We start from the raw sequence: 11,452 nt of genomic DNA on the forward strand, positions 1-11,452 counted from the left end.
TGCCGCCCAGAGCGGTTCTAGACGAGGCTAGGGAAATGAAGAAAACGTCTGCGCAAGGTTCCGAAGATCCCATCCTGCAATGGGTGACCTTCCGCCTGGATAACGAGACTTACGGCATCAACGTGATGCAGGTCCAGGAAGTGTTGCGCTACACCGAGATCGCTCCGGTTCCGGGGGCGCCTGCCTATGTGCTGGGCATCATCAACCTGCGCGGCAATGTGGTGACGGTGATCGACACCCGCCAGCGCTTCGGCCTGGATTCGGCTCCGGTGACCGACAACACCCGCATCGTGATCATCGAGGCGGACAAGCAGGTGATCGGCATCCTCGTCGACAGCGTGGCCGAAGTGGTCTATCTGCGCCAATCCGAAGTGGAAACCGCGCCGAACGTGGGCAACGACGAGTCCGCCAAGTTCATCCAGGGCGTGTGCAACAAGAACGGCGAGCTGCTGATCCTGGTCGAGCTGGACAAGATGATGTCCGAAGAAGAGTGGTCCGAGCTGGAGAGTATCTGATCCATGCTGGTCATCGCGGTGGCCGTACTCGGCCTGTTCTGTGTGCTACTTGCGGGAACCTGCCTCTGGCTGGTGCTGAGCCTGCGCCAGCAGGCACAGCTGCAGGCTGAGCGTGACGCCGCGCGTGACCTGCGCCTGCGCGAGTTGAGCCGGCGCCTGGATACCTACCTGGCCGGCAGTGTGCGCATGGGCGAAGAGCTGCACGAGCTGCGCCGGGTGGTGGCGCCGCTGCCGGACAAGCTCAACCAGATGGAGCAGCGCGATCCCTCCAGCCTGTCCTTCACCCAGGCCGCCCGCTTGGCCGGGATGGGCGCCAGCGTCGATGACCTGACCCATTCCTGCGGCTTGACCCAGGCCGAGGCCGAGCTGGTCAGCAAGCTGCAACTGGCCCAGAAGCAGCGTTCCTAAGGGGCCGTTCGGCCTTTTACTCCTTCCCGATCTTAGTGAACCTGTCGCTCGCACGAATGGTTCCAAAGCCTGTCCGCTCGCCTGCCTAAGCTGAACTTCAGGGTGTTGCCTTGCCGTGGAGGTCTGCCATGCGATGCCGTTTGCTCTTGGTGTGTCTGCTGCTGGCAGGCACGCTGCAGGCCGCCGAGGCGCCGTTCGAGGTGGCGGGGGCGACCACGGTCAATGCCCTGCAGGCGCGGCAACTCTACGAGTTCGGCGTGCTGTTCATCGACGTGCGTCCGGCGCGGGAGTGGAGCTGGGGCCATGTGCATGGCGCCCTGCACCTGGAGCTGGAGGGACGCTTCATCGAGCTGGCCGAGGCCGGCTGGCCGCGCGGCATGCCCATCGTCCTGTATTGCGACAGTGAAGTGTGTCCGCAGAGTGCCGAGGCGGCGCGGCGCGCGGTGCGCTGGGGCTTCCAGCACGTGTACTACTTCCGCGGCGGCTATTTCGCCTGGCAGCTACTGGACTTCCCGCTGGGCAAGGGGCGGGAGGGCGAGCTGTTCGCCTTCACTCTGGGGGAGCATTGAGCAGCGCGCGGGGCGGGGTGATGTCGCGGTCCTGGTCGAAACCGGGCGGGCACTTGCCCTTGAGGTACCAGGCAAAGGCAATGATCTCGGCGATGCTGCGGTACAGCGGCTCGGGGATCGCATCGCCCAGTTCCATGCGCGCCAGCAGGCGCACCAGCTCGGCATTTTCGTAGATCGGCACTTCGTATTCGCGGGCCAGGGCGAGGATGGCCTCGGCCAACTCGTTGTCGCCCTTGGCGGTCAGGCTGGGGGCGTGGCTGCCGTCGTAGGAGAGGGCGATGGCCTGGCGGGGCGCTTGCTGCTTCATGCGGTTTCATCCACCCAGCGTTGTTCCAACTGGGTCTTCGGGCCCTGGACCGGCATGCCCTGGCGGCAGGCCAGCTCGCCGACTTCCAGGCCGGCCGCAAGCAGGCGCTCGCGCAGGTGGCCCAGTTCGTGATCGATCAGCTCGGCGGTATTCGAACGCTCGGCCCATAGCTGGCTGGACAGGCTGCCGCGGATCAGCTGGGCCTGCACCTGCAGCGGCCCCAGGGGCTCCAGGTCGAAGGCCAGCTCGACGCGCCAGAGCAGCTCCTTCTGTTCCTGCTTGCCGGCGTTGTTTGGTTCTTCGCGCTGCAGCTTGATCTGCAGCGGCACAATGTCTTGCTGGTTGCGCATCGGCAGCTCCAGCTGCCAGGTGGTCTGCAGGTAGCCTTCGGCCGTGACCTGGGTCTGGGCCAGGCTCGACAACTGGTGGGTCTGCAGCCGGGACACCGCCGCCGCGGCCAGCTTGAGCAGGGCCTCGAGATCGCCTTCGCCCTCCAGCGACTGCAGCAGGCGCGCGGGCAGGGGGAAGCTCAGGCCCTGCTGGCGCAGGTTGGCCTGGGTCAGGTTGCCCAGGGCGTTGCGCACGAAGGCCGGCAGGGCCTGGGCCAGCGCGGTGGCGGCCGCCCCGCCAGGCGGCAGGGCGGCGCCGGGCAGGTTGGGCAGCAGCTGGGCGACCAGGCGCAGCAGGTTGGCCTTGAGGTCCTGGGGCAGGCTGGCGGTCTGGCCGCCGAGCAGCTTGGCCTCGAGGAACAGGCCGCTGTTCTCCAGGGCCTGGGCCAGGCCCTTGGCGGTGCCCAGCTGGCCGCCTTCGGGCAGCAGGCCGAGCAGCTTGTCGATGCTGCCGCGCAGCTCGTCCGGCAGGCCGCTCTGCTGGCTCAGCCCCTGCAAGTTCTTGAACAGCCCCTCCAGCGAGCCCTGGCGCCCCTGCTGGGCGGCCAGCTGCTGGCCGAGCACCAGCTGATCGAGACGCCCGCTGAGCGGCAGGAAGCTGAGCGCCTGGCTGCCCTGCACCTGGGCGCTGAGTAGGCTGCCGATGGGCAGCGGCAACGGGGTTTCCACGCTGAGCTTGCTGCCGGCCAGCGGGGTATTGAGCAGGTTGACCAGGACCTTGTAGACAGCCTGTTGGGCCTTTGCCTGTACCAGTTGCTCGCGGGCCTCGACCTTGCCCTGCAGCAGGGTGCCGACCGGCAGCTGCTGCAGGTCGAGGCTGGTCAGCACCTTGCTGTTGCCGGTCTGCAGGACGAGGGCCAGGCGGGTGTCCGACAGGGCGGTCACGGCCAGGGCGGTGCCCTGGGCCAGGGGACGCGAGCTGCTGGCCTCCAGGGTGGTCTGCTTGCCGTTGTCCAGGGTCAGCTTGAGCAGCAGGTGAAAGCTCTGCGCCACTTCCTTGAGCGCCAGCACTTCGGCCTTGGCGGTCTGCCCGGTGCCGAGCAGGCCTTCCAGCGGCTGCAGCAGCTTCACCGCGAGGTCGGCGCTGGGCGGCAGCGGGCGGCTGGGCGGCGGCGTTGCCGGAAGCGGGCGAGGGCTGCTGATTTCTGCCATTGCCGGGTTACACCCTGTCGAAAAAGCCGGCTTCGAGGGCGGAGCCCGGCATGTATAATGCCGCCCCGTTCGGGCCGGCTGTGCAGTTTACTTGCGTCAGTATAGCGGCCGGGATATTGCCGACTTGAACCCCCGATGGGTAGCCATGCCGTGACCAGTCTGCTTCTTGAAGCCCGCAACCTCGCCTGTGAGCGGGATTGGCGCCTGCTGTTCGACGGCCTGGATCTGCGTCTGTCGGCCGGCACCCTGCTGCAGGTCAGCGGCCCCAATGGCAGCGGCAAGACCAGCCTGCTGCGCCTGCTGGCCGGGTTGATGCAGCCCACCGCCGGCGAGGTGCTGCTCAATGGCAAGGCGCTGGCCCGCCAGCATGGCGAACTGGGCCGCAGCCTGGTGTGGATCGGCCATGCCGCCGGGATCAAGGGCCTGCTCAGCGCCGAGGAAAACCTCGCCTGGCTCTGCGCCCTGCATTGCCCGGCCTCGCGCGAGGCCATCTGGCAGGCGCTGGCGGCGGTCGGCCTGGCCGGCTTCGAGGATGTGCCCTGCCACACCCTGTCCGCCGGGCAGCAGCGCCGCGTGGCGCTGGCTCGCCTGCACCTCGACGTGCCGCCGCTGTGGATTCTCGACGAACCCTTCACCGCCCTCGACAAGCAGGGCGTGGCCCAGCTGGAAAGCCACCTGGCCCGGCATTGCGAACAGGGCGGCATCATCGTGCTGACCACCCACCACAACCTCGCCGAGAAGCCTTCCGGCTACCGCGAACTCGACCTCGGACGAGCGACGCCATGAGCAGCGTATTCCTGCAACTGGTCGCCCGCGAAGCGCGCCTGCTGTTCCGCCGTCCGGCCGAGCTGGCTAATCCTTTGGTGTTCTTCGCCATCGTCATCGCCCTGTTCCCGCTGGCCGTGGGGCCCGAGTCGAAACTGCTGCAGACCCTGTCGCCGGGGCTGGTCTGGGTCGCGGCGCTGCTGGCGGTGCTGCTCTCGCTGGACGGTCTGTTCCGCAGCGATTTCGAGGATGGTTCTTTGGAACAGTGGGTCCTTTCGTCGCACCCCCTGCCTCTTCTGGTGTTGGCCAAGGTGCTGGCACACTGGGTTTTTTCCGGATTGGCGCTGGTCGTCCTGTCGCCGTTGCTGGCGCTGATGCTCGGCTTGCCGTCGCGTTGCGTGCCGGTGCTGCTGTTGTCGCTGCTGCTGGGCACGCCGGTGTTGAGCTTGCTCGGCGCGGTGGGGGCGGCACTGACCGTTGGTCTCAAGCGTGGCGGCCTGCTGCTGGCCCTGTTGATCCTGCCGCTGTATATCCCGGTATTGATCCTCGGCAGCGGGGCACTGCAGGCGACCCTGCAAGGATTGCCGGCGGCCGGCCACCTGTTGTGGCTGGCCAGCCTGACCGCCATGGCGGTCACCCTGACTCCTTTTGCAATTGCCGCCGGGCTGAAGATCAGTGTCGGCGAATAACTACAGAGTTACCGTGAAGATGAACTGGACCTGGTTTCACAAGTGGGGCTCGCCCAAGTGGTTCTACGAGATGAGCGGGCGCTGGCTGCCGTGGCTGGCCGTGGCCGCCGCCCTGCTGCTGGTGGTCGGCCTGGTCTGGGGCCTGGCCTTCGCCCCGCCGGAGAAATACCAGGGCAATAGCTACCGGATCATCTATATCCATGTGCCGGCGGCCTTCCTCGCCCAGTCCTGCTACCTGCTGATGGCGGTGGCCGGTGCCGTGGGCCTGATCTGGAAGATGAAGCTGGCCGACGTGGCCCTGCAGCAGGCCGCGCCGATCGGCGCTTGGCTGTGCTTCATCGCCCTGGTCACCGGCGCCATCTGGGGCAAGCCGACCTGGGGCACCTACTGGATCTGGGACGCGCGGCTGACCTCGATGCTGATCCTGCTGTTCCTCTATTTCGGCGTGATCGCCTTGGGCAGCGCCATCAGCAACCGCGACAGCGCTGCCAAGGCCTGCGCGGTGCTGGCCCTGGTCGGGGCGGTGAACATTCCGATCATCCAGAAGTCTGTGGAATGGTGGAACACCCTGCACCAGCCGGCCACGTTCAAGGTCACCGGCAAGGCCAGCATGAGCGCGGAAATGTGGCTGCCGCTGCTGATCTCGGTGCTGGGCTTCTATTGCTTCCTCGGCGCGGTACTGCTGCTGCGCATGCGCCTGGAAGTGCTCAAGCGCGAATCCCGCAGCAGCTGGGCCAAGGCCGAAGTGACCCGTCTGGCGGAGGGCAGGGCATGAGTTTCGCCTCTTTTGCCGAGTTCATCGCCATGGGCAGCCATGGTCCCTATGTCTGGTCATCCTATGCCATCGGCATCGCCGTACTGGCCCTCAACGTAGCCTTGCCGATCATGGCGCGGCGGCGTTACCTGCAAGACGAGGCGCGCCGTTTGCGCCGGGAGAGACAACAGTGAACGCGGTCCGCAAGAAACGCCTGTATATCGTCCTCGCCATCCTGGTCGGTGCCGGCATTGCCGTGGGGTTTGCGCTGATGGCGCTGAACCAGAACATCAACCTGTTCTACACACCGACGCAGATCGCCAATGGCGAGGCGCCGCAGGACGCGCGCATCCGTGCCGGCGGCATGGTCGCCGAGGGCTCGCTCAAGCGCAGTGGCGACTCGCTGGACGTCGAGTTCGTGGTCACCGACTTCGCCAAGAGCGTGACCATCCGCTACCGCGGCATCCTCCCGGACCTGTTCCGCGAGGGGCAGGGCATCGTCGCCCTGGGCAAGCTGAATGCCGACGGCGTGCTGATCGCCGATGAAGTGCTGGCCAAGCACGACGAGAACTACATGCCGCCGGAAGTGACCAAGGCGCTGAAGGACAGTGGCCAGCTGCAACCCGGCAAGAGCGAGGGTTGAGCATGAACCTGAATCTGATCGTGCCCGAGCTGGGCCACCTGGCGCTGATCCTGGCCCTGTGCCTGGCCCTGGTACAGGCCAGCCTGCCGCTGGTCGGCGCCTGGCGCGGCGATCGCCAGTGGATGAGCCTGGCGCAGCCGGCTGCCTGGGGCCAGTTCGCCTTCCTGCTGTTCGCCTTCGCCTGCCTGACCTGGTCGTTCATGGTCGACGACTTCTCCGTCGCCTACGTGGCCAGCAACTCCAACAGCGCCTTGCCCTGGTACTACAAGTTCAGCGCCGTGTGGGGCGCCCACGAGGGCTCGCTGCTGCTGTGGGCGCTGATCCTCGGCGGCTGGACCTTCGCCGTGTCGATCTTCTCCCGCCAGCTGCCGGAAGTGATGCTGGCCCGCGTGCTGGCGGTGATGGGCATGATCAGCATCGGCTTCCTGCTGTTCCTGATCGTCACCTCCAACCCCTTCGAGCGCCTGCTGCCGGACATGCCGCAGGACGGCCGCGACCTCAACCCGCTGCTGCAGGACATCGGCCTGATCGTCCATCCGCCGATGCTGTACATGGGCTATGTCGGCTTCTCCGTGGCCTTCGCCTTCGCCATCGCCGCGCTGCTCGGCGGCAAGCTGGATGCCGCCTGGGCGCGCTGGTCGCGGCCGTGGACCATCATCGCCTGGGCCTTCCTCGGCATCGGCATCGCCCTCGGCTCCTGGTGGGCCTACTACGAACTGGGCTGGGGCGGCTGGTGGTTCTGGGACCCGGTGGAGAATGCCTCGTTCATGCCCTGGCTGGTCGGCACGGCGCTGATCCACTCCCTCGCCGTGACCGAGAAGCGCGGCGTGTTCAAGAGCTGGACCGTGCTGCTGGCCATCGCCGCCTTCTCCCTGAGCCTGCTGGGGACTTTCCTGGTGCGCTCCGGGGTGCTGACCTCGGTGCATGCCTTCGCCACCGATCCGGAGCGCGGGGTGTTCATCCTGGCCTTCCTGCTGCTGGTGGTCGGCGGCTCGCTGACCCTGTTCGCCGTGCGGGCGCCGGTGGTCAAGAGCCAGGTCGGCTTCGCCCTGTGGTCGCGCGAGACCCTGCTGCTGGCCAATAACCTGGTGCTGGTGGTGGCCGCCTCGATGATCCTGCTCGGTACCCTCTACCCGCTGGTGCTGGATGCCCTGAGCGGCGCCAAGCTGTCGGTCGGCCCGCCCTATTTCAATGCCCTGTTCGTGCCGCTGATGGCCCTGCTGATGCTGGTGATGGCGGTCGGCGTGCTGGTGCGCTGGAAGGACACCCCGCTCAAGTGGCTGCTCGGCATGCTCACCCCGGTACTGCTCGGCAGCGCCGCCCTGGGTGGCCTGGCCACCTGGCTGTTCGGTGACTTCAACTGGGCGGTGCTGGCGGTGTTCCTGCTGGCGGCCTGGGTGCTGCTGGCCGGTGTGCGCGACCTGCTCGACAAGACCCGGCACAAGGGCCTGGTCAAGGGCATCCTGAGCCTCAACAGCAGCTACTGGGGCATGCAGCTGGCGCACCTGGGCATTGCCGTATGCGCCATCGGCGTGGTGCTGGTCAGCCAGGGCAGCGCCGAGCGCGACCTGCGCCTGGCCCCCGGCGAGTCGCTGGAGCTGGGCGGCTACCGCTTCGTCTTCGAGGGCGCCGAGCATTTCGAGGGCCCCAACTTCACCTCGGACAAGGGCACCATCCGCGTCCTGGAGGACGGCGAGGAAGTCGCCCTGCTGCATCCGGAGAAGCGCCTGTACAGCGTGCAGAACATGCCGATGACCGAGGCCGGCATCGACGCCGGCCTCACCCGCGACCTCTACGTGGCCCTCGGCGAGCCGCTGGAAGACGGCGCCTGGGCCGTGCGCGTACACATCAAGCCCTACGTGCGCTGGATCTGGTTCGGCGGCCTGATGATGGGCTTCGGCGGCCTGCTGGCGGCCTTCGATCCGCGCTACCGGGTCAAGGTCAAGACCCGCGTGCGTGAGGCCCTCGGCCTGAATGGAGTGATGGCATGAAGCGGCTGATCCTGCTGTTGCCGCTGCTGCTGTTTCTCGGCATCGCGCTGTTCCTCTACCGCGGGCTGTTCCTCAATCCTCAGGAGCTGCCGTCGGCGCTGATCGGCAAGCCGTTCCCGGCCTTCGCCCTGCCGTCGGTGACCGACCAGGACCAGACCCTGACCCAGGCCGATCTGCTCGGCAAGCCGGCGCTGGTCAACGTCTGGGCCACCTGGTGCCCGTCCTGCCGGGCCGAGCATCCGGTGCTGAACAAGCTGGCGGCCAGCGGGGTGAACATCCATGGCGTCAACTACAAGGACCAGCGCGAGCCGGCGCAGAAGTGGCTGCGCGAGCTGCACAACCCCTACCAGTTGAACATCGAGGACGCCAAGGGCGCGCTGGGCCTGGATCTCGGCGTGTATGGCGCGCCGGAAACCTTCTTCGTCGATGCCAAGGGCATCATCCGCGACAAGTACGTCGGGGTGATCGACGAGCAGGTCTGGCGCACCAAGCTGGCGCCGATCTACCAGCGCCTGGTCGACGAGAGCGGGGTGGAGCGATGAAGCGTCTGCTGCTCGCCGGTCTGTTCAGCCTCGGCCTGCTGGGCATGGCCCAGGCGGCCATCGACACCTACCAGTTCAAGGACGAGGCCGAGCGCGAGCGTTTCCGCAGCCTCACCGCGGAGCTGCGCTGCCCGAAGTGCCAGAACCAGAACATCGCCGATTCCAATGCGCCGATCGCCACCGACCTGCGCCGGGAAATCTTCCGCATGCTCGAAGAGGGCAAGAGCAACGCCGAGATCGTCGACTTCCTGGTGCTGCGCTACGGCGACTTCGTGCTCTACAAGCCGCCGCTGGATACCCGCACCTACCTGCTCTGGTACGGCCCGTTCGCCTTGCTCGGTCTCGGCGCTCTGGGCCTCGTGGTGCTGGTGCTGCGCCGGCGCAAGGTGGAAAACAACCCCGCGCAGGTCGCCTTGTCGGCCAGTGAAAACCAGCGCCTGCAGACGCTGCTTCAGCAAAATTCCCAGGACAAAAAATGATCGAATTCTGGCTCGCTGCCGGCCTGCTGTTGCTGGTCGCCCTGGCTTTCCTGCTGATCCCGGTATTGCGTGGGCGCAAGGCCCAGGCCGAGGAGGATCGCACCGCTCTCAACGTCGCCCTGTACCAGGAGCGCCTGGCCGAACTGCAGGGGCAGCAGGCCGCCGGCGTGCTGACCGCCGAGCAGCTGCAGGCCGGGCAGGCCGAGGCCGCGCGGGAACTGCTGGCCGATACCGAAGGCGCCAGCGAGCGGGTTGCGCGCCTGGGCAAGGCGCTGCCGCTGATCGCCGCCCTGCTGGTGCCGTTTGCCGGCCTGGGCCTGTACCTGCACTGGGGCGCCAGCCAGCAGCTGGCCGAACTGGGCGACCAGCGCCAGCCGAGCATCGGCGAGATGACCGCGAAGCTGGAACGCGCCGTCGAGGCCGATCCCAAGTCGGCCGAGTCCTGGTACTTCCTCGGGCGCATCTACATGGCCCAGGAGCGCGCCGGCGATGCGGCCGGCGCCTACGAGCGTGCGGCCGTGCTGGCCGGGCGGCCGCCGGAGCTGCTAGGGCAGTGGGCCCAGGCGCTGTACTTCGCCGGCAACAAGCAGTGGTCGGCGCAGCTGCAGGCGCTGACCGACGAGGCGCTCAAGGCTGACCCGCAGGAAGCCACCAGCCTCGGCCTGCTCGGTATCGCCGCCTTCGAAGGCGAGCGTTTCGCCGAGGCGATCGGCTACTGGCAACGCCTGGTCGACCAGATGCCGGCGCAAGACCCGGCGCGTGCCTCGATCCAGGTCGGTATCGAACGGGCCCGGGAAAACCTGCAGGCGGCGGGCCAGCCGGTGCCCGAAGCCGTGACCAAGGCCATGCCGGTGCTCAAGGTGCGCGTCGAGCTGGCGCCGGCTCTGCAGGGCAAGGTGCAGCCAGGCGACAGCGTGTTCATCTTCGCCCGCGCGGCCTCGGGCCCGCCGATGCCGCTGGCGGTCAAGCGCATGACCGTGGCCGACCTGCCGGTCGAGGTCGAGCTGAGCGACAGCGACGCGATGATGGCGCAGCTGAAGATCTCCAGCTTCCCCGAGGTGCAGCTGGTGGCGCGGGTCTCGCGTGCCGGCAATGCCACGGCCGGGGAATGGATCGGCCGCGGCCAGCCGATTCCCAGCAGCACCCGGGAGCGCCAGCAGCTGATCATCGACAGCGCCGATCAGGCCAAATGATGGGGACCGTTCGCCATGCCTGGCTGGTGCTGCTGTTGCTCGGCGGCTGCAGCCTGAACGCCACACGTGCGCCGTCTCCGCCCGCCGCGCCGACGCAGGCGCAGACCCATCCGCGCTTCGCCCCGCCACCGGGCGGCAACAGCTACTGGGATGGTCGCCTGGGCGTGTATGTGCTCAAGGGTGGCCGCGACCTGTACTACCGCGACCGCACCTATTACCGCTGGACTGGCGGCTGGAGCTGGGCGAGCAACCCACAAGGGCCCTGGCAGGCGACCGACAGCAGCGGCGTGCCGGCGGGGCTTGGCCAACACTACGCCCGCCCGTGACGGGGCGGCTGCAACCCGGCCGCTTGCGCACTGTCCAACTTCACATTGCCTTTCAATAGAGGTCGCCATCATGAATCGGCGTGCGTTGTTTCTGTTTGCCCTGCTGTTGCCTTTGTCGGCCTGCACCCTGAGTCTGGGCGGTGGTGACTATGGTTATTACGGCCACCCCCACCATGTGCCGCCGCCCTATGGCGATTGGCGCTGGGATGATGATCTCGACGTGTATGTGAGCATCGGTTATCCGCGTCTGTATTTTCGCGACCGGATTTATTACCGCTGGGACGATCATGGCTGGTACTGGGGCGACCATCACGGCGGCCCCTGGCAGCCGCAGGGCCACAGGAGCATGCCGCCGGGCCTGTACCGCGAGCATCCGCATCCCGGCTCCAAGGGCGGGCAGGGTGGCTCGGGTCGCCATGACTCCGGCCCTGGCCAGGAACAGTGGCGCGCTCCGCAGGGCCAGCAAGGCCAGCAGAAGAACCAAGGTCAGCAGCGCCAGCAAGGTCAATCGCGCTATCAGTCCCATCCGGGCGGCAGCAAGGCCGGCCCGCCAGCCTCCGCTCAGGGCGGCCAGGGTGGCCAGGGCAAGCAGGGGCACGGCCAGTCGACAGGCAAGGGCCAAAGCCAGAACCAGAACCGGCGCGGCCAGCCCCAGGGGTAGCGCCCGGCACGGCACTGGAAACATCCGGATGAGTCGATGGCGATCCGCGGATCGCCGTCGCTGCTTGCC

General features: G+C 67.4%; 16 protein-coding genes. 14 read left to right on the forward strand and 2 right to left on the reverse strand.

Going from position 1 to position 11,452, the window contains the following annotated elements:
- Positions 1 to 35: 35 nt before the first annotated feature.
- From F3I62_RS10880 to F3I62_RS10890, 3 genes are all read left to right on the forward strand, one after another.
- A complete protein-coding gene (locus F3I62_RS10880; protein WP_160079369.1) occupies positions 36 to 515 on the forward strand; it encodes a chemotaxis protein CheW in 480 nt (159 codons plus the stop codon).
- Between the two features lie 3 nt (positions 516 to 518).
- A complete protein-coding gene (locus tag F3I62_RS10885) occupies positions 519 to 923 on the forward strand; it encodes a DUF2802 domain-containing protein (RefSeq protein ID WP_160489664.1) in 405 nt (134 codons plus the stop codon).
- A 128-nt stretch (positions 924 to 1,051) separates the two neighbouring features.
- Positions 1,052 to 1,492, forward strand: a complete 441-nt coding sequence (locus F3I62_RS10890; protein WP_160489665.1) for a rhodanese-like domain-containing protein — start codon at positions 1,052 to 1,054, stop codon at positions 1,490 to 1,492.
- Here the strand turns inward: F3I62_RS10890 and F3I62_RS10895 are convergent.
- Positions 1,473 to 1,799 (reverse strand): EscU/YscU/HrcU family type III secretion system export apparatus switch protein, encoded by a 327-nt coding sequence (locus tag F3I62_RS10895; RefSeq protein ID WP_160489666.1) that lies wholly within the window; start codon positions 1,797 to 1,799, stop codon positions 1,473 to 1,475. The genes F3I62_RS10890 and F3I62_RS10895 overlap by 20 nt on opposite strands.
- Positions 1,796 to 3,340, reverse strand: a complete 1,545-nt coding sequence (locus F3I62_RS10900) for a flagellar hook-length control protein FliK (RefSeq protein ID WP_160489667.1) — start codon at positions 3,338 to 3,340, stop codon at positions 1,796 to 1,798. The genes F3I62_RS10895 and F3I62_RS10900 overlap by 4 nt, the downstream gene beginning before the upstream one ends.
- A gap of 135 nt (positions 3,341 to 3,475) precedes the next feature.
- On the opposite strand from F3I62_RS10900, the gene ccmA reads away from it, so the two are divergent.
- The 11 genes from ccmA to F3I62_RS20155 all read left to right on the forward strand — a co-directional run bounded on the left by ccmA (position 3,476) and on the right by F3I62_RS20155 (position 11,383).
- Entirely contained in the window at positions 3,476 to 4,126 is a 651-nt protein-coding gene (ccmA, locus tag F3I62_RS10905; RefSeq protein ID WP_160489668.1) for a cytochrome c biogenesis heme-transporting ATPase CcmA, read from the forward strand.
- Positions 4,123 to 4,794, forward strand: a complete 672-nt coding sequence (gene ccmB / locus F3I62_RS10910) for a heme exporter protein CcmB (RefSeq protein WP_160489669.1) — start codon at positions 4,123 to 4,125, stop codon at positions 4,792 to 4,794. The genes ccmA and ccmB overlap by 4 nt, the downstream gene beginning before the upstream one ends.
- A gap of 19 nt (positions 4,795 to 4,813) precedes the next feature.
- Positions 4,814 to 5,569, forward strand: a complete 756-nt coding sequence (locus F3I62_RS10915) for a heme ABC transporter permease (protein WP_021205094.1) — start codon at positions 4,814 to 4,816, stop codon at positions 5,567 to 5,569.
- Positions 5,566 to 5,742, forward strand: a complete 177-nt coding sequence (gene ccmD, locus F3I62_RS10920) for a heme exporter protein CcmD (RefSeq protein ID WP_160079376.1) — start codon at positions 5,566 to 5,568, stop codon at positions 5,740 to 5,742. The genes F3I62_RS10915 and ccmD overlap by 4 nt, the downstream gene beginning before the upstream one ends.
- A complete protein-coding gene (ccmE, locus tag F3I62_RS10925; RefSeq protein ID WP_160489670.1) occupies positions 5,739 to 6,191 on the forward strand; it encodes a cytochrome c maturation protein CcmE in 453 nt (150 codons plus the stop codon). The genes ccmD and ccmE overlap by 4 nt, the downstream gene beginning before the upstream one ends.
- Positions 6,192 to 6,208: 17 nt before the next feature.
- Positions 6,209 to 8,182 carry a heme lyase CcmF/NrfE family subunit gene (locus F3I62_RS10930; protein ID WP_160489824.1) on the forward strand — a complete coding sequence of 658 codons (1,974 nt, stop codon included), beginning with the start codon at positions 6,209 to 6,211 and terminating at the stop codon, positions 8,180 to 8,182.
- Positions 8,179 to 8,724 (forward strand): DsbE family thiol:disulfide interchange protein, encoded by a 546-nt coding sequence (locus F3I62_RS10935; RefSeq protein WP_160489671.1) that lies wholly within the window; start codon positions 8,179 to 8,181, stop codon positions 8,722 to 8,724. The genes F3I62_RS10930 and F3I62_RS10935 overlap by 4 nt, the downstream gene beginning before the upstream one ends.
- A complete protein-coding gene (locus tag F3I62_RS10940; RefSeq protein WP_160489672.1) occupies positions 8,721 to 9,203 on the forward strand; it encodes a cytochrome c-type biogenesis protein in 483 nt (160 codons plus the stop codon). Before F3I62_RS10935 ends, F3I62_RS10940 begins: the two co-directional genes overlap by 4 nt.
- The gene (gene ccmI / locus F3I62_RS10945; protein ID WP_160489673.1) at positions 9,200 to 10,396 is read left to right on the forward strand and encodes a c-type cytochrome biogenesis protein CcmI; all 1,197 of its coding nucleotides are present in this window, start codon (positions 9,200 to 9,202) and stop codon (positions 10,394 to 10,396) included. The genes F3I62_RS10940 and ccmI overlap by 4 nt, the downstream gene beginning before the upstream one ends.
- Entirely contained in the window at positions 10,396 to 10,722 is a 327-nt protein-coding gene (locus F3I62_RS10950; protein ID WP_160489825.1) for a hypothetical protein, read from the forward strand. The genes ccmI and F3I62_RS10950 overlap by 1 nt, the downstream gene beginning before the upstream one ends.
- Positions 10,723 to 10,792: 70 nt before the next feature.
- Complete coding sequence (locus tag F3I62_RS20155) at positions 10,793 to 11,383, forward strand: hypothetical protein (protein ID WP_178122508.1); 591 nt, start codon at positions 10,793 to 10,795, stop codon at positions 11,381 to 11,383.
- Positions 11,384 to 11,452 lie beyond the last annotated feature (69 nt).

The sequence above is a fragment of the Pseudomonas sp. R-28-1W-6 genome, assembly GCF_009799925.1.
Classification (GTDB): domain Bacteria; phylum Pseudomonadota; class Gammaproteobacteria; order Pseudomonadales; family Pseudomonadaceae; genus Aquipseudomonas.